Source organism: Rhizobium nepotum 39/7 (assembly GCF_000949865.1).
In the GTDB taxonomy this organism is placed as follows: Bacteria; Pseudomonadota; Alphaproteobacteria; order Rhizobiales; family Rhizobiaceae; genus Agrobacterium; species Agrobacterium nepotum.
Genome location: NZ_JWJH01000010.1, coordinates 43,264 through 60,974 on the forward strand (window position 1 = coordinate 43,264; position 17,711 = coordinate 60,974).

Here is a 17,711-nt window from a genome sequence, read left to right on the forward strand (position 1 = left end):
TCAACGATCCTTGGGATCGAGTGCGTCGCGCAACCCATCGCCTACGAAATTCAGCGAAAAAAGCGTCAGCACGAAGAAGATTGCCGGGAATATCAGCAGCCAAGGGGCCGACTGAATATTGTTGGCGCCTTCGGAAATGAGCGCACCCCAGCTGGTGAGTGGCGCCTGAACGCCGAGACCCAGGAAGGAGAGAAAGCTTTCCAGAAGAATGACCTTCGGTACGACGACCGTCACGAAGACGACCACAGGACCGATGGTGTTGGGGATGATGTGACGGCGGATGATCTGCCAGTCGCTCAAACCCAAAGCCTGGGCTGCCCCCACAAATTCCCGCCGTTTCAGGGCAAGCGTCTGGCCACGCACGATACGCGCCATATCCAGCCATTCCACCGCGCCAATGACGAGGAAGATCAGGATGAAGCTACGCCCGAAGAAAACCACCAGAACCACGACCAGGAAGACGAAGGGCAGCGAATAGAGGATTTCGACGAAACGCATCATCATATTGTCGACACGCCCCCCGATGTATCCTGCGGTTGCGCCGTAAAGAACGCCGATGCCGAGCGAAACGAGACTGGCGAGAACGCCGACGGCAATGGAGATCTGACCGCCCAGCATTACACGAGCCAGCATATCGCGACCGTTGGAATCCGTGCCGAAGAAGAAGTACTCGCGATTTACATCGCCTTCCAGCTTCAGCGTTCGTCCATCATCTTCCGTTGCAACGACCTTCGTGTTTTCGAATTCGTTGGCGCGGTCGAAATAGCGTGTCGTACGCGGGTCAATCGGGCCGCTGGAGGTAACCGTTGCCGTGAAGGTCTGCCCTTCGACGGAAAATTCCTTCAGTTCGACGCGTGCACGGCCTGCCACACCTTCCATGACGTCCTGAAGGTTGTTTACGTCCGGGCGTGGCTCGAGGCTTGGCGCGACGGAGACATAGGACGAAAACACCTGATCATAGGTGTGTGGAAGGAAATGCGGGCCGATAAACGAGAAAAGTGTGATCAGCACGAGCATGATGGAGCCAGCCATGGCGGCCTTGTTTCGTCTGAAACGCAGGGCGGCAAGCTGGAACAGGCTTCGGCTTTTCACCGACGGTTGAGGGGCGATATTGCCGGAGATATCAGTCATGTCTGACCCTCGGATCGAGCAGGCCGTAGAGAATATCGACCACGAGATTGAACAGGATGACGAAAATGGCGATGAGAACGACGGTTCCCATGACCAGCGTGTAGTCACGGTTGATGGCGCCAAGAACGAAGTAGCGGCCGACCCCCGGAATGGTAAAGATCGTCTCGATGACCGCAGACCCCGTCAGCAGCGCTGCGGCGCAAGGCGCCAGATAGGAAACGACGGGCAGCATCGCCGCCCGCATCGCGTGAAACACCACGACGCTGCGAGCCGGGAGGCCGTAGGCCCTGGCGGTGCGGATATGATCCATGCGCAGAGCCTCGATCATCGCACCACGCGTCAGACGTGCGATGACCGCAAGCTGCGGCAGAGCGAGCGCGATCATCGGAAGAATGAGATATCGTAGCGATCCATCACCCCAGCTACCTGCGGGCAGAAGTCCAAGCAACACAGCGAAGATAAGCGTGAGGACAGGTGCGACAACGAAGTTCGGCACGGTAATACCGATGGTCGAGATGGACATGATTGAGAAATCGAAGGCGCTGTTCTGCCTCAGCGCGGCAAAGGTGCCGGCAAGAATGCCGCCGACCAGCGCCAGCAAAAGAGCGTAACAACCAAGCTCCAGCGAATAAGGCAGACCCTTGCCGATCAACTGGGCGACGGTGTTGTCCTTGTAAATGTAGCTCGGGCCGAAATCGCCGGTGACGGCATTGCCGAGATAGATGAGATACTGGCGCCACAATGGCTCATCCAGATGATAGGTTCTCATCAGGTTTTCCATGGTCTGGGGAGGCAAGGGGCGTTCGAGGTTGAACGGACCGCCCGGTGCGAAACGCATCAGGAAAAAAGAAATCGTGACGACGATAAACAATGTCGGTACGGCGCTCGCCAGACGGCGCAGGATAAATGAAATCATGGTTTTTCGGGCTCCGGCATGGCACGGTGGTTTCGGCCACCGTGCCAGCACTGCTTATTCGGAAACGCTCAGGAAGCGGCTGAGGTGTTCGTTAGCAGCATTGTCTTCCCAACCTTTCACGCGGTTGGAAACCAGCCACAGGTCTGCCTGCGTCAGAAGCGGCGCAACCGGCTGTTCTTTCATGAGGATGGTTTCTGCCTCATGCAGCAGCTTGGAGCGAGAGGCAGGATCCTGTTCGGCATAGGATTTCTGCATCAGCGCATCATATTCGGCGTTATTGAATTTCGAGTAGTTGAAGGTCTTGTTGGAGGATACCGAAAGGGCGAGGAAGTTTTCCGCATCCGCATAATCGGCAACCCACCCGGCACGCGCCACGTTGAATTTGCCGCCTTCCTGGAGGTAGCCATAATGCGAGGCGACGTCCAGGTTCACCAGCGACACATTGGCGCCAAAGGTATTCTTCCACATATCCGCAATGGCGGTGGCAACGCGCTCATGGTTCGGGTTTGTGTTGTAGCGAATCTCGACGGAAAGCGGCTTGCCGCCCTCGCCGTAACCGGCCTCCTTCATGAGTTTGACGGCTTCGTCTTCACGATCGAGTTGCGACAGCGTCGCAAAATCGGCTTTTGCAGGCTCGCCGTAGGAGTCCATGCCCGGAGGAACCATGGAGTAGGCGGGAACCTGTGAACCGCTGTAGATTTCCTTGGCGAGGAAATCGCGGTCGACTGCCATGGACAGGGCTTGACGAACGCGGACGTCGTTATACGGCGCTTCGCGCGTGTCGAAAGTATAGTAGTAGGTTGCGAGCGTCGGCGATACGTGAACCTGTTCGCCATAGGTCTTGCGCAGACGGTCGATCTGATCCGCAGAAAAGTTGTAGGCGAGATCCATTTCCTTTGCTTCGAAACGACGAACGGATGCGGCCTGGTCGTCGATCGGGTAGAAGATGACCTTGTCGATTTTGGTGTTCGGCGCGTCCCAGAAACTGGTGTTCTTGACGACCGTCAGGCTGTCATTGGGAACATGCGCTTCGAGCTTGTAAGCTCCGTTCGAGACCATGACACCCGGCTTTACGAAGTTGGTGCCGTTCTTCTCAAAGCTTGCCTTCGAGACTGGCAGAGCCGTCTGATGTGCAAGGAGCTCAAGGAAGAAAGGTGTCGGGCGCTCAAGCGTGATCTCAAGGGTTTTGTCGTCCACCGCCTTCACGCCAAGCTGCTCAACCGAAGTTTCGCCCTTGTTTATCTTTTCGGCATTCTTGATCGGGTAAAGAATATTCGCATATTTTGCTGCGGTCTTTGGGTCTTCGACGCGCTGGTAGGAGAAAACAAAATCTCCAGCCACTACCGGAGTGCCGTCCGACCACTTCGCGTCTGCACGCAGCTTGAACGTGTAGACGGTGCCATCCTCAGACAGGGTCCAGCTTTCCGCCGTACCGGGAACGATCTTGCCGGCAGCATCGTAAATGGTGAGACCTTCATAAAGGTCTTTCAGGATAAAGGCTTCGATGTTGATCGAGGTCTGTGCCTGATCGAGCGTCTGCGGCTCTCCGGAATTGCCGCGGTGAAGAACTGTTTCTGCAAGTGCAGAACTGGCGCCAATCAGAAGCGATCCTACCAGCAGAGTGGCGCGAGTTGTTGTTTTTATCGACATCGTTTTCCCTCCCGTGAAGAGTGTGAGTCTACAGACAAGGCCATATTGCTGCGAAGGGCAACCACAATAAATTGTGAGTTGATGCGGAAACCGCAGTCCGGTTCATGCGCACGGGTGCAATCGCGAAAGTGGCAAGGCGGCGTCAGCCCCGTTTATGTCGGAAAAGAGCGTGTCGATTATGTCGGTGACATCGCTAATCTGGAGCGTTCTTGTCTCAGGCCTATCTACGACCCAGCAGCGCCCGCAATTGCATGCAGCCCGAAAAGCCATCGAAGCGGCAATTGAGGAGCAAGTCCGGCGTCGCCGAACTCGATGAAATGTTCGGCGGCGGTCAGGAGGCCGGAACCACGACCCTGGTGTTGATATTCTGAGCACGCATCCCGAAATCCAGCTGATGTTCTCCGACATCGATAATTATTGGGCAGCGGGTGAGATATGATCCGGTATCGGGCAGACATATGGCTCTTCCTGTATTTTTTCCACCCATTCCGCTTTAGCATGCGCTAACAATTGGGGGGAGGTTACAAGGTCAAGTCCGGTTGCTGCCAGCGCTTTTGCCGCGTGGATCATCGCCTTGTGAGCGCCGGTGCTGCGTCCTTGTGCCACCACCTGCCATGTATGGGGATTGGTACCTATCGCCCAAGCCGGCGCCCAGCATTGTGCCGTTGGGGTGACCCGGCTTACGTCGCCGACGTCGGTTGAGCCTGCACGGAAATGCGACTGTCCTTCGAAGTCGCGTAGGCCGAGATGCAGTGGTGTCGAGCCATCAATCTTCTCGTTTGAGAAAACGTCCTTCTTGATTTGATAAAGGCGGACGCTGCTTTTGATCGCTTCGTCGGTAAAGGTCGCCTGTATCTTGCGGGCGAAGTCCATATCAGCGTCATCAAATGGCACGGGGCCAATTGAGACCAGATTGTTGTGAATTGCATTTTCCAGCGTCAGATTGGGCAGCAGATTGGTGGCCGCCGTGTCAAAAATGATCTCGACGTCCGTTCCGGTCATCATGGCCGCGCCTCGCGCAACCTGATCGACACGCTCTGCCAGTGCCAATGCCTGGGACATTTCCGGTGCCCGCACGAGATAGAGGACTTCGGCCTTTGCCTGTACGACATTGGCCGCACGTCCACCGGCATCGGTAATGGCGTAGTGGACACGGCAGTCCTGCGGCATGTGCTCGCGCAGAAAATTGACGCCTACATTCATCAGCTCGACCGCGTCCAGCGCTGAGCGGCCGAGATGTGCGGCATTTGCTGCATGGGCCGCAACGCCCTTGAAGCGGTAATAATATTCCAGAACGGCGAGATTGTTGGTCGAACGGACACCGTTAAACGGTGCAGGATGCCAGGTCAGTGCCGCATCCACATCGGCAAACACGCCGGCGCGCACCATGAATGTCTTGCCGGAGCCGCCTTCCTCGCCGGGGCAGCCGTAGTAACGCACGGTTCCGGGGAGGTCATTGGCTTCCAGGTGTTTTGCCAGCGAAATTGCCGCCAGCAGTGAACCGCTGCCGAGAAGATTATGGCCGCAGCCGTGGCCGCTTCCGTCCGGCTCCATGGCCATTGGCCGATCCACGCCCGAGCGCTGGCTCATGCCCGCCAGCGCGTCGTATTCGCCAAGAAATGCGATGACCGGTTTGCCGCGACCATACTCGCCGATGAATGCCGTCTTCATCCCCGCAATATCTCGTCGAACGGAAAATCCATTCTGTTTCAGCGTTTCAACGAGCAGATCCGATGATCGAACTTCCTGAAATTTCAGTTCCGCGAACTCCCAGATCCTGTCACTGAGATCGGTGAAATCGGGCGCCATCGCGTCAATGATCTCAATAAGCGAGCGGAGGGCGGCAGTGTCGGGCATTTTTTATCCTCGGGGAAATGCTGGGAAGTTCTGCATCAGGTTTGCAGAGCGGAGCAGCCATGCTGCAGGTTCAGCCGGCGCCGCGGTTCATCGCGGCACCGGGCGATCATCACGTCTTACTTATCGAGGGAAACTTCCCAAAGACGGGCGTTTGACTGCCAGACGGGTTGGCCCTTCAGGGCTTTCGTCGCACCCCAGACATCGATCATGTCATAGAGGAAAATCCCTGGCATCTCATCGAGCATCAGCGTGTGGAACTCGTCAAAGATGGCCTGGCGTTTCGCCGTGTCGATTTCGGCGTAGGCCGCCTTCATCAATGCGATTGCCTTGGGGTTGTCCCACATCAGCGATGCATTCTTGTCCTTGTCGCCGACATAGAAGCTGTACATCAAAGCCGGATCGAGACGTGGTGCGACAGATTGCGAGATTATCTGGTAGTTGCCTGAACGGCGACGATCCACCTGTGTGGCGTAGTCCAGCACTTCGATCTGCACGTTGAGACCGATCTGCTGAAGCATGGCCTGCGCGATAACGGCTGCCGGGAAACTGGGGACGTTGCCGCGCTTATTGGCGATGATGCTGATTGGCTCACCCTTGTAGCCCGAATCCGCCAGTTCTTTCTTGGCTGCTTCAAGATCATAGGGCAGGCGCGTCTTCTGCGTTTCGCTGAAGTAGACGGAATCGGAGGCGACCATGGAACCGTTTGCCTTGCCGGTGCCGTTGGATGCAGCGGCAACCAGTTCATCCAGATCAAGTGCCATGGCAATGGCGCGGCGAACGCCGGGCTTGCTCATGATCGGATCGCGCGTCTGAATGTAGAACAGGTTCTTGCCGTTGTTCTGGGAGACGATGACCTTGGCTCTCTCGCTCTTTTCGAATTCGGGGATCAGGTCGGGAGAAATTTCCGCCGTATCCAGCACACCGGACTGCAGCCCGGCCTTCACCGTCGAGGCGTCCGGAATGACCATGAACTTGATGCCATCGACCAATGGCCGCTTCGAACCGACCATGCCGTCCGGCTCGCCGCTATTGGGGGGTGAAACGTAGCCGTCGAATTTCGTAAGGTGAATATATTCGCCCTTTTTCCACTGGTCCCACTTGAACGGGCCGGTGCCGATCGGTTTGTCGAACGAGCCGTCGGCACCAACCGAGTCTGGTGAAATGATGCCTGTGTAGCCGCATTCCGGCCGCGACATCAGACCGAGGAAAACGGCTGACGGCTTTTCAAGCGTCATCGTCATGGTCTGTGCATCGACTGCCTCAATGCCCGTGACCTTCACGGTGCCGCTACCGTCAAAGTCCTTGATGCAGGTCCATTTTGTCACCGGATCCATATAACGGTTCCAATTCCACACCACGTCTTCGGCTGTCAGTATCTTGCCATTGTGGAATTTTACGTCCGGGCGCAGCTTGAACGTATAGGTCAGGCCATCGCCGGACATGTTGACCGACTGCGCCAGCAGAGGTTTGACCTCGCCGTTGTTGGCATAGCCGACAAGGCCTTCGACGATGTGCAGAATGACGCCATCAGTATTGCCGTCGCGGTTTACGCCGGGATTGTTGCTGCGCAGATCGGAGCTTTGGGCAATGACGATGTCACGTGCGGCTGAAACGCCGGTCAGCGACATCAGGATCGTACCGGCGAGAAGAATGCTTTTCATGTTACCCTCTTTTTGTTGGCGTCTATGGTTGTTCTCAGGCTTAAAATGCGTCCCAGCAGACGCGGGACAGCCTGCCGATGGTTTCGAGCGACAGGGTGTAGCCCGGCGTGCCATCCGGCATTTCCTGCGGCACCTGATCGGTAAAAGCTGTGATGATGTAGAACGGCGAACCATCGCGATAGACGATGCCCGCATTCATGCGCCCGCGTTTTCCGGTGCCGCCCTTGTGGGCGACCACGGTGCCGAATGGAAGCCGTGACGGAATGGCGTAACGCAGGATCTGGTTCTTCAGCGTCTGGAGCGCGTAGGCGCATAGCTCCTGCGAAGAGCCCAGTTTGGCGGCGGCTTGCGGCGATGTCTGCGCATCGAGGATGGTCTGGAGCAGAAACAGCTGGTCACGCGCTGTCGTCGTCGTAACGGACTTCAGCGCATGATCGGGCGACAAAGCCAGTGGCGGAATGAGAAAGCGGTGATGCGTGCCGCTCATGCCAATAGACTTGCAATAGCTGTCGACCTCTTCCAGAGTCAGCCGTTCGAACACCATTTTGGTGCAGACATTGTCGCTCAACACCATCATGCCGGTGATGGCGTCGCGCAGGGAGATAACCAGGCCGGGCGTCATGTGGCGAAGCATGCCGCTGGCCACCTCTTCGGCAAAGCGTGCCTCGTAGGTGATCGGCTCATCGAGATCGAGTCTGCCCTCATGGACGGCTTTCAGCGCCGCCATCATGATCGATGTCTTGCGGGTGCTGGCTGAAGGTGTTTCCTCATCTGCGCGTCTGTCGAAACTCTCGCCTGTCAGCAGGTTGCGGATGCTGAAGCGAGTGACAAAATTCTGCGCGTCACAGATGGCGTTGAGGCGTTCCTGCACATTGCCGGAAGTCTTTTGAATCGCATTGGTGTTTGTCATGTTCAGTTCTCCAGACGCCATTTTAGCTGGACGCCGCCGGTCTCGTTCAGATCGAGTGCGGGAATGGCCGAAAGCAGGCGTCGCGTGTAGGCCTCTTTGGGCATGTCAAAGATTGTGTCGCGATCACCTTCTTCGATGATGCGTCCGTCCTGCATTACGACGACGCGGTCCGCCACCTGTTCGACCACACCGAGATCATGGCTGATGAACAGGCAGGAAAAGCCGTAGCGCTTTTGCAGATCTGAAAAGAGCGTCAGCACCTGCGCACGCACGGTCACGTCGAGTGCGGACACAGGTTCGTCGGCGATCAGGAAACGCGGTCTGCGCGCAATGGCACGGGCAATCGCCACGCGCTGGCGCTGACCGCCAGAAAGTTCGTGAGGATAACGCAGGGCATATTCCGCACCGAGACCAACTTCCTCCAGCGTTTCATAGGCGCGCTTTTTCTTGGCGGTGCGATCGATACCCGGCACGAGCCGTAATGCTTCCTCTACAAGCGCGAGAATTGTCATGCGCGGATCGAGCGAAGAATAGGGATCCTGAAACACCATCTGGCAATTGAGGCGGTAATCCCGCCAGTCAGCATCGCGCTTGCGGCCTTGAAACAGGATGTCTCCTTCCGTTTCGCTGACCAGCCCGGCGATGGTCCGGCCAAGCGTGGTTTTCCCCGACCCGGACCCACCCACCAGCGCTACCACCTCGCCCTCATGGATATCGACGGAGACGCCGTGCAAAGCACGCTTGGCAGTACCTTTCTTCAACAGCGATCTGCGGCCTGGATAATCGACCACTACGTTCCTGGCGGACACCATCGGTGCAGCTGCGGTATTGATTGTGCGAACTGCGCCGCGGACAGGCAAAGACGACAAAAGCTTGCGGGTATAGGGATGCTGTGGTGCCTCGAGGATCTGTTCTGTGGTTCCAGCCTCGACGATCGACCCTTTTTCCATCACCACGATGCGGCTGGTATAGCGGGCCACCATCGGCAAATCGTGACTGATCAGAAGAACGGCTGTTCCTTCAGCCTTTGTCAGCTCCACCATCAGCTCCATGACATCGCGCTGGATGACAGCATCGAGCGCAGTGGTCGGTTCGTCGGCAATCAGCAAAGCGGGTTTGAGGAGCATGACCGAGGCCAGCATGATCCTCTGGCGCATGCCGCCGGAAAACTCATGAGGATAAGATGTGAGCGCTGCTTCAGGGTCACGGATGCCGACTTGCTGGAGCATGGCGAGTATTTTGACACGACGTTCTGCCGGCGTGTATCTGGTGTGAAGGGTGAGGCCTTCTTCCAGCTGGCGACCGATGGTCATGGACGGATTGAGGGAGGTCATTGGCTCCTGGAAAACCAGCCCGATTTCTGCGCCGCGTAACCTGCGCAGATCCGCTTCGCTCATCGATGTGACATCACGCCCTTTGTAAATTACCTGCCCGCCGGTTTTATGAATGGCAGGTGGCAGCAATGAAATCAGAGCACGCGTTGCCAGCGATTTGCCCGAGCCGCTTTCGCCGACGATGCCGAAAATTTCGCCAGGCTCGAGATCGAAGCTGACCCTCTTCACGACTTCGACGCCGCGGCTGGTAATCTCCAGCGAGAGATTACGCACGCTGAGAAGTTTTTCCTGTGTCATTTCAAACCTCTCATGCGGGGATCGAGTTTGTCGCGCAGAGCATCTCCGAGCAGATTGATGCCGAGCAGCGTCAATGCGATGCAGAGACCGGGGAAAAGACCCAGCCAGACGGCTTGTTCGATGAAGGGACGACCAGCCGCGAGCATATTGCCCCAGGTGGGCGCCGGTGGCGGAACGCCGAGCCCAAGGAAACTCAGGGCACTTTCAGACAGGATGGCCCAGCCGAACATGGATGTGGCGAGGACGGTGATCGGCGCCAGACAATTGGGAAGAATGTGCCGTAGCATGGTAAAAATCTCGCTGTTGCCCATCACCTTGGAGGCTTCGATAAATTCACGCTCACGCAGCGACAGAACGGCACCGCGCACCACACGCGCCATGGATGGCGTGTAGGCAATACCGAGCGCGAAGATGATGCCATACTGATTGGCCCCGAACACTGCGAGCAGACCGAGTGCAAGCAGGATACCGGGAAAAGCGAGCAGTGCGTTGTTGACCGCCATGATGACGCCGTCGATCCAGCCGCGGGAATAACCGCTGATCAGCCCGATCACCGTACCGGCGATCGTCGCAAAGCCGACAGTCAGGCATCCGATCCAGACGCTGGCCCGTGCACCGATCATAAGCCGGCTGACAACGTCCCGGCCGAATTCGTCGGTACCGAGCAGATGTTGTGCCCCTGGTGCCGCGAGACGGGCGGTAAAGCTGAGCTTCATCGGATCGAATGGTGTCCATAACAGACTGACAGCTGCGACAATGAGAAGAATGGCAACAAGCAATCCGCCGATCAGGCCATTGAGAGTAAAATGTTTCATTCTGCCACCACGCGCGGATCAAACAGAGGATAGAGGAGATCGACGATCAGATTGACTACGACGTAGGAGAAGGCGACGAACAGCAGGCATCCCTGAATGACCGGATAGTCGCGCTGAAAGATGCTGTCGACCATCAACCGTCCGAGACCAGGAATGGTGAAAACCGTTTCGATGACAGCGATACCACCCAGAAGATTACCCAGGATAAGGCCAATCATCGTCCAGGTCGGACCAAATGCGTTCTTGAAGGCGTGCTTCCAGAGAACGGCGCTTTCGGACAGGCCTTTTGCGCGGGCATGGGTAATGTAATCCAGTCTGAGGACCTCAAGTGTCGAAGCGCGTGCCATGCGGATCAGAACACCCGCCTCATGGATCACCAGTGTCATGATCGGCAGAACCAGATAGAGCAGGCCTCCGGCCAGATTGTCGCTGATCGATATGTATCCGAGTACCGGCAGCCAGCCGAGCTTCAGACCAAAGAACAAAAGCAGCAGCAGACCGAGCCAGAAGGTCGGTATGGACAGGAGGATCGTTGCAGCGCCGACCAGCGCCAGATCGGTGATGCTGTTCTGGCGCCATGCGGCAATCACGCCTGCGGGAACCGCAATAAGGCTGGCAAGAATGACGGCAATGATGACGATTTCCGCAGAGACCATGAAACGCGATACGACGAGCGGCAGGACGGCCTCGTCGTTGACGATGGAACGCCCGAAGTCCCCGGTCAGCACATTGCCGCTCCAGACAAAAAATTGTTCCGGCATTGAGCGATCGAGACCCAGTTCGGTATGCATCGTGGCGATCTGATCGGGAGTGGCCATGTCGCCCAGCATCAGCGCGGCAGGATCTCCCGGAATAAAACGGATGAGCGCGAACACCGTCACGGCGACAATAACCATGGTTGGCAGCGCCATGAGCAGGCGGTTGAATATAAATCTGATCATCGGTTCCCCTGAACACGATTGGCGGGGCCGGATCTGCAAAGTCACCGGCTGTTTATGAAAGGACTATGAGCGATGAGATGTTTTTGCGCAATATTATGCGTTTCTGTCATAGGTTTATGCATATACTGCGGACGATGCCAGGCGCTCCGGCACAAAAAATCTTCTTTAACACGTTGTTAGATTTCGTCTTTTTGAGAAATGACGATCTGCCGTTTGAGTGCGTCCATCAGCGCTCTGGCAGCAAGGGAAGACGATGTGCCAGACGGTGTCGCCAATCCGAACTCTTGCCGTGACATGGGAATGAAAGGGCGTTGAACGATTGGCAGATGCCGATAAAGATTGGCAAAAAAGCTACTCAGGATAGCAATGCCGAGCCCATGCGCAGCGTAGGAGCATGCAGAGCTGTTGGTGTGAGTTTCGATCTTGACGTTCTGTTTTACGCCCGCACGCTTGAAAGCCTGATCAAGCAACATACGGTTAGGCCTCTGGCGACCGATCAAAACGAGAGGTACGCCGCGCAGTTCCCTTGGCGTGATTTCGCTCAACGCTGCAAGCGGATGGTTTTCGGGAATAACGCAAACGCTCGATCCGGTCGCCACCCGTTCCATTTCGATACCCGGTCCGATCTGATCCTCATAACGAAGGAATCCGAAATCGATCACCTTCTGCTCCACCAGCCTTGCTATGCTGGATGTGGTCTCAAAAAAAGTTTCGATACGCACGGTTGGATATTCATTTGAATATTCGAGCAGCATGGCGGGTGCAAAATTTTCCCACATGGAGCTGGGAAGACCGATGCGCACCAGTTCCGGCCCGGCGGCACCGCTGCGCAAATCCTCCGCCAGACCGGAGAAACGATTCAGCCCAAGGAGAATGGTTTCCGCATCACGCGCGAGAATAGTGGCTTCCGGCGTTGGAATGAGGCGGCCTTTGTCGCGGTCGAAAAGCCTCAACGAAAGGCCGGACTCGAGTTGCTGCAAAAGACGACTGACGCCGGACTGGCTGAGACCCATGCTTTTGGCAGTTGCAATCGTTGATCCCGTTGCGAGAAGAGTTTTCAGAACTTCCAGCTGTCTGAAATTAATCATCTGTGATGGCCCTGTCATCCGTTCTGTCGTGCAGCAAAATCCTGCGTCTCATACCATTCCCGGAGATATCCCAGGAATGGTGCAGCCGATTTCGGCAGCGGCGTCCGACCGGAACTGACGATTGCATATTCGACGACAAGCGCGGGTTCAAACGGCACAAAAACAAGCGGCATTCTGCTATATTCACGCGCCAGCAGCTCGCTGACAATTGCGATGCCCAGTCCTTCCCCAGCGAGCGCGCAGGCGCAACCGACGGAGTGCGCCTCTATGGCCGGGCGCTGCCGCAGCCCCTGTTTATAGAGAAGCGCTTCCAGTTCATGGCGTACCGGCCGCTCCCGGTTCAACAGGATCAGGTCATGCGATTTGAGGTCGGGGACACTCAGTGTTTTGTACGTCGCAAGCACATGGTCCGGATGCATGACGCAGATATTGCGGGAGGGCAGCACATATTCCTCGCGCAGCCCCGGCGTTGGTGACGGCAGACGGGTGAAGCCGATGTCTGCCTGGCCATCGGCAATCATGCGTTCGATTGCCAGATAGTTATCTGATGCGACTTCTATCCGAACCGACCCGTTTTCCGTCAGAAACCGTTTGATTAAACGCGGCACCAACGTGACCGAAAGGCTGGCCGGGAACGCAAGACGCAATGGAATTTCCACCGAGCGGCCGTTTTCAAGCTCTTGTGCCGTTACTTTCAATGCGGTCAGCCGATCGGAAATCGCCCTGATTTCCGGGCCAAGCGCCAAGCCTTCACGCGTCATGGAGAGCCTGTTCTTGTCCCGTTCGAACAGCCTCACGCCAAGATAAAGCTCAAGCTGGTGCAGCAGTCGGCTGGCGTTCGACTGGGAAATACCCAGATCGGCAGCGGCGGCTATCGTGGAGCCGGTTGCGGCAATCGCATCATAGGCATGGATGTGCTTGATGCTGATTGTGATCTCGCTGGCTTGCTGCGACATTCTCTCTCCTGAAAGCGGATAGCACCACCCGTAAATGGCATAAGATTGCACAGTTTGGCGAGGCCTTCCAATGTGTAACCTGGAGCTATGACTTGGAAGGGTGCACGGTAATGGCAACAGTATTGGAACAGATCGCAACGCATGTCGCATCGAGAGCCAGATACTCATCCCTCGCCAAAGCGCGGGCACAACAGGCGTTCGTTGACACGATCGGCTGCATGATTGCTGGTACTGGTGACCCGGCAACCCGTTCGGTTTCGGCTGCATTTTCTGGCGAGATCGGCGTAATGGGCGTCTCGATGGTGTTCGCCGGCGGGCGGTCTTCACCTTCTATTGCAGCCTTGATCAACGGCACCGCCGCGCATTGTCTGGATTTCGATGACAATTTCCATCCGGCCCGCGCGCATGCTTCTGCCGTCCTGGTGCCTGCTCTGCTGGCAATCGCGTCGGCAAACGGTTCGGTTTCCGGTGATCAGCTTCTTTGCGCTTACCTTGCCGGTCTCGAAGCGCAGGCCGCCGTTGGTTTTGGCGTAAATCCATCCCACTACAACCGCGGTTGGCATGGTACCTCTACAGTGGGTTGCATTGGTACGGCGGCAGGGGTGGCCATCCTCCTTGGGCTTGATAACGTGCGTGTTTCGCAAGCGATGAGTATCGCGGTCAGCCTTGCCTCCGGTCCGAAAGCTCAGTTTGGTACGTCCGTGAAACCGCTTCATGCCGGTCTTGCAGCCCGCAATGCCGTCGAGGCGGCGTTTCTTGCACGGGCGGGCATAACCGGACGGCTGGACATCCTGGAGCGGCCGCAAGGTTTCCTGGATTTGTTCGGAGGTGCAGATTCAGCGGGTTGGGATGCATTTTCCCCAGACGAAACCCATATCATTGAAACCCGTGGGTTGGTGACGAAACTTCATCCATGCTGTGCTTCTACACATCGAGTTATAGATGCTGCGCTCGATTTGCAGAACGAGCATGGGTTCTCGCTCGACGACGTCCAGTGCATTGAAACAAAAGTAGGCCGATCTGCCGTCGACAATCTTGCCTATCCGGATCCGTCCGATGAGATGCAGGCGCGGTTCTCAATGCAGTACTGCCTCGCTGCGGCGTTGGTTCAAGGCAGACTTACACTTGCCGATTTCACGCGCGATGCAATTTTGAGGCCGGATATCCGGCGTCATATGCCCAAGATTACCATGGAAGCCTACAGTGCTGAAGAGGAGCGCGGGGTTGAACGCATTGCTCATCAGTTAACGGTCAGATTGGCGGACGGACGGACGCTGTGGAGAGAGCGCCTTCATGCCAAAGGATCGTCCGCAGACCCCATCACAGAAACGGAACGGCAGTCGAAGTTTATTGATTGCCTGGCTTGGGTGCGCTCGGCTGATGAAGGTCAGTACGCTGCTTTGACTCGTCTAGAGCGGGCCCGTTCTGTGGAGCATGTGCTGCGGCAGTTAAAAGGGGCTGGCAGTAATGTCGGAAGATGACACGTCGTCAAAAATTACCAGACATGACTAAAAAACGCTTGATCCCAGAGCCAGCCTAAACTCGCGTTTCGCAGTGAAAACAGTATTTCCACTGAGATGACCGATAGGTATCGAGCCGAAGGTTCCATCCCCATCAAGGCGAAGGGTTCTGTACGCTCAATCTGTGCCCAGCCCTTCCCCTATTGGTGGATGGCCTCAGTGGTGAAGCATCTCGCGCAGAGTATCCGTTACCAGATTGTGATCTTCGACATTGGGCAGTCCGCTGACAGCGACCGAGCCAATCAGTGTGCCGCCCTTGAGGATAAGCGGCACTCCGCCGCCGCTTGCAACATAATCAGCGACCGGAAGCCGAAACTTTTCATTGAAATCGTACTTGCTCTCTTCAGCTTCAAGCCTGATTTGCAACGAACTGCGGTGAAAACGATGAGCCACCGCGCACTTGCGGCGGGTCCAGTCAAAATTGTCGATCGTTGCTCCACCCACCAGCGTCGCGAACACAACGTCGGTTCCATGTCTCACCTGGATTGCCACTGGCAGAGCATCTTGGTGCGCACGCGACCGAATGCGGCTGCCAAGCTCCCAGGCAAAGTCGTAATCAAACCGGTCCAGCCTGATCGCGTTCTGCTCATCCACAAGTTCCGCGATACTTGGTGTTCTCAACGTCATCCAATGATCCTTCAGGTTTACATTCTTGTCAGTTGCGGCTTGCCGTCCACCGGCAGGCCTGCAATGCGGCAAACTTCTTCCAGCGCCATTCCCATTGTTGATTGCATCCATCACGATGTTTCCGCAGATGAGGATGAGGCTTCCGTCATTGCCAGCTGGCAAGCAGGCCTTCAAGTGCTGCACGATCCTCTTTGTCCAGACGGGCAAGTCCTGGCGCTCGAACGGGACCGACCGCAAGCCCCAGGATTTCCATCGCTTCCTTCACCACCGTCACATTGGCGCCGTTTCGATATCGTGTCCGCAGCCGTTCGAACAACTCGATCTTTTCAACGATCTTCCGGGCAGCCGAGAAGTTACCGGCCGTCAGGGCATCATGAACTTGCAGGGAAAATTGCGGTGCGACATTGACGAGACCGGATGTGAAACCGCGGGCGCCGACGGCGCAGAAGGCAGGCGCCCAGCTTTCCGCCAGTCCACAGACGTAGAGTGCGCCATTCGGATCGGAAGCGGCAATCGCGCGTGACAGAAGCATGATGTCCGTCGTCGCGAACTTGATGCCTGCGACATTCGGGTGGCTGGAAAGCCTGACCATGTCATCGACTGAAAACCCGTCGGCACGGACATAGGCCACCAGCGGCAATTCACTGCCCTCCGCCAGGCCGATAAAATAGTCGATCTGCGACTGCGGGGCTGCGAAGGGGTCGACCGGCTGATGTGACATGACGGCGGAGGCGCCCATTTCTCTGGCTTGTCGCGCCATGGACAGGGCCTCCCGCTGCGAACGTCCAATCGCGGCTGTAACGGGAGCTTGCCCGCTCACCCCTTCAATCGCAGCTTCGTAGACCTTGAGAATTTCGGCGGGCGTCAAAGCGTAAAACTCGCCTGTATTGCCTGCGGCAACGATATTGTGGATGCCCGCCCTTGCAACACGGGCATAGGCTTCGGTGGTGACACCTATATCGACTTCCCCGTCTGTCTCGTAAGCCGTTACTGGGACGCCGGAAATGCCGTGCAGAGCCTGGCGAAAATCGAATGTCGTCATCAACTGGGTTCCTTAAAAATCAAAGGGCGTCTTCAGATGGAAAACTTGTGAATGGCTGCACCCGCGACAGGTGCATCAAACGCAACAAGCGTGCCTGCGGTGGTTGTTCCGTTCGTTTCGGTCACGAGGCTCGTGAGATAGATCGTTTTGAGATCCGGGCCGCCAAAACACGGCATCGTCGGCCCCTTGAATGGCAGCCTATAGATCTCGAATAATTCGCCATCCGGTGAAAAGCGATTGAGACGTCCGGCCTGAACGCCGGCGCTCCAGTAACAGCCTTCACAATCGGTCGCTGCGCCATCCGGCCTGCCTTCGTCGGGCGCGAAATCATGAAGGCGTTCGGCGGCCCCCAGTCTGCCCGTCGCGACGTCGAAATCAAACGCCTGAAACATCAGGCCGCTGCTGTCGGAATGATACATCCGCTTTCCATCCGGGCTCCAGGCAAGCCCGTTTGAAGTGAACATGTCCCCATCGATGATACGCTCGAAGCCACCGTCAGGTGCGACACGGTAGAGCCTCGCATTGCCGGTCGGCACGGCGGCCTCGTCGCGGGTGCCCACCCAGAAATACCCGTCCGGGCCAACCTTGCCATCGTTGAGGCGGCTGTCGGGCCGCCCTTCATCCGGGTCACACAGAAGGTCGAGCTTGCCGTTTGCCGGATCGAGCAGGTGCACGCCGGTCTTGAGGCCCGCCACGATCAGGCCGTTGTCGCAAAGACCGAGACAGCCGACCTGGGCGGGCATATCGTATCTGTCGAGCTTTCCGTCCGGGCGCAGGCGGAAAATGGCGGGAGCGAGAATGTCCACGAACCATAGGTCGCCGGTTCGCTCGTCCCATGTGGGCGATTCACCAACCTTCAACGGCGTATCGATGAGGGTACGCAGCTTCGGTTCTATGATGCGCGGCTGGCTCACTGGTTACTCTCCATCGCCCTTTTGCGGCCTCGTTTTTCGAATTGCTGGAACG

15 protein-coding genes and 1 pseudogene are annotated in these 17,711 nt (G+C 56.9%); 2 read left to right on the plus strand and 14 right to left on the minus strand.

The window, feature by feature from the left end:
- Genes RS75_RS12070 through RS75_RS12080 form a run of 3 tightly spaced genes read right to left on the minus strand, consistent with a single transcriptional unit; the run spans window position 1 to window position 3,697 of the window.
- A complete protein-coding gene (locus tag RS75_RS12070; protein ID WP_045020701.1) occupies window positions 1-1,131 on the minus strand; it encodes an ABC transporter permease in 1,131 nt (376 codons plus the stop codon).
- Window positions 1,124-2,047 (minus strand): oligopeptide ABC transporter permease OppB, encoded by a 924-nt coding sequence (oppB, locus tag RS75_RS12075; protein ID WP_045020703.1) that lies wholly within the window; start codon window positions 2,045-2,047, stop codon window positions 1,124-1,126. The genes RS75_RS12070 and oppB overlap by 8 nt, the downstream gene beginning before the upstream one ends.
- A 54-nt stretch (window positions 2,048-2,101) precedes the next feature.
- Complete coding sequence (locus RS75_RS12080; protein ID WP_045020705.1) at window positions 2,102-3,697, minus strand: peptide ABC transporter substrate-binding protein; 1,596 nt, start codon at window positions 3,695-3,697, stop codon at window positions 2,102-2,104.
- A 209-nt stretch (window positions 3,698-3,906) separates the two neighbouring features.
- Between RS75_RS12080 and RS75_RS26625 the strand changes: the two genes are divergently transcribed.
- Window positions 3,907-4,068, plus strand: coding sequence for a hypothetical protein (locus RS75_RS26625; RefSeq protein WP_160297182.1), 162 nt, complete (start codon window positions 3,907-3,909; stop codon window positions 4,066-4,068).
- A gap of 43 nt (window positions 4,069-4,111) precedes the next feature.
- Here RS75_RS26625 and RS75_RS12085 read toward each other — a convergent pair whose 3' ends face one another.
- The 8 genes and pseudogenes from RS75_RS12085 to RS75_RS12120 all read right to left on the minus strand — a co-directional run bounded on the left by RS75_RS12085 (window position 4,112) and on the right by RS75_RS12120 (window position 13,597).
- Window positions 4,112-5,554, minus strand: a complete 1,443-nt coding sequence (locus RS75_RS12085) for a M20 family metallopeptidase (RefSeq protein WP_045020706.1) — start codon at window positions 5,552-5,554, stop codon at window positions 4,112-4,114.
- Between the two features lie 116 nt (window positions 5,555-5,670).
- Entirely contained in the window at window positions 5,671-7,215 is a 1,545-nt protein-coding gene (locus tag RS75_RS12090; protein ID WP_045020710.1) for an ABC transporter substrate-binding protein, read from the minus strand.
- A gap of 40 nt (window positions 7,216-7,255) precedes the next feature.
- Window positions 7,256-8,125 carry a serine hydrolase gene (locus RS75_RS12095; protein ID WP_045020711.1) on the minus strand — a complete coding sequence of 290 codons (870 nt, stop codon included), beginning with the start codon at window positions 8,123-8,125 and terminating at the stop codon, window positions 7,256-7,258.
- A 2-nt stretch (window positions 8,126-8,127) separates the two neighbouring features.
- Window positions 8,128-9,756 carry an ABC transporter ATP-binding protein gene (locus RS75_RS12100; protein WP_045020714.1) on the minus strand — a complete coding sequence of 543 codons (1,629 nt, stop codon included), beginning with the start codon at window positions 9,754-9,756 and terminating at the stop codon, window positions 8,128-8,130.
- On the minus strand, window positions 9,753-10,571 hold the full coding sequence (locus RS75_RS12105) for an ABC transporter permease (RefSeq protein WP_045020716.1): 819 nt from the start codon (window positions 10,569-10,571) through the stop codon (window positions 9,753-9,755). Before RS75_RS12105 ends, RS75_RS12100 begins: the two co-directional genes overlap by 4 nt.
- Window positions 10,568-11,512 (minus strand): ABC transporter permease, encoded by a 945-nt coding sequence (locus tag RS75_RS12110; protein ID WP_045020718.1) that lies wholly within the window; start codon window positions 11,510-11,512, stop codon window positions 10,568-10,570. The genes RS75_RS12105 and RS75_RS12110 overlap by 4 nt, the downstream gene beginning before the upstream one ends.
- Window positions 11,513-11,688: 176 nt before the next feature.
- Window positions 11,689-12,597 (minus strand): LysR family transcriptional regulator, encoded by a 909-nt coding sequence (locus RS75_RS12115; RefSeq protein ID WP_045020877.1) that lies wholly within the window; start codon window positions 12,595-12,597, stop codon window positions 11,689-11,691.
- A gap of 17 nt (window positions 12,598-12,614) precedes the next feature.
- Window positions 12,615-13,597, minus strand: a pseudogene (locus tag RS75_RS12120) (LysR family transcriptional regulator).
- A 69-nt stretch (window positions 13,598-13,666) separates the two neighbouring features.
- On the opposite strand from RS75_RS12120, the gene RS75_RS12125 reads away from it, so the two are divergent.
- Window positions 13,667-15,037: an MmgE/PrpD family protein gene (locus RS75_RS12125; protein WP_045020721.1), complete on the plus strand. Its 1,371-nt coding sequence runs from the start codon at window positions 13,667-13,669 to the stop codon at window positions 15,035-15,037.
- Window positions 15,038-15,232: 195 nt separating this feature from the next.
- On the opposite strand, the gene RS75_RS12130 is transcribed toward RS75_RS12125, so the two are convergent.
- The 3 genes from RS75_RS12130 to RS75_RS12140 are packed head-to-tail and all read right to left on the minus strand — an operon-like array spanning window position 15,233 to window position 17,659.
- Complete coding sequence (locus tag RS75_RS12130) at window positions 15,233-15,814, minus strand: heme-degrading domain-containing protein (protein ID WP_234704263.1); 582 nt, start codon at window positions 15,812-15,814, stop codon at window positions 15,233-15,235.
- Between the two features lie 34 nt (window positions 15,815-15,848).
- Window positions 15,849-16,745, minus strand: a complete 897-nt coding sequence (locus RS75_RS12135) for a dihydrodipicolinate synthase family protein (RefSeq protein WP_045020725.1) — start codon at window positions 16,743-16,745, stop codon at window positions 15,849-15,851.
- Window positions 16,746-16,777: 32 nt separating this feature from the next.
- Entirely contained in the window at window positions 16,778-17,659 is an 882-nt protein-coding gene (locus RS75_RS12140) for an SMP-30/gluconolactonase/LRE family protein (RefSeq protein ID WP_045020727.1), read from the minus strand.
- Window positions 17,660-17,711 lie beyond the last annotated feature (52 nt).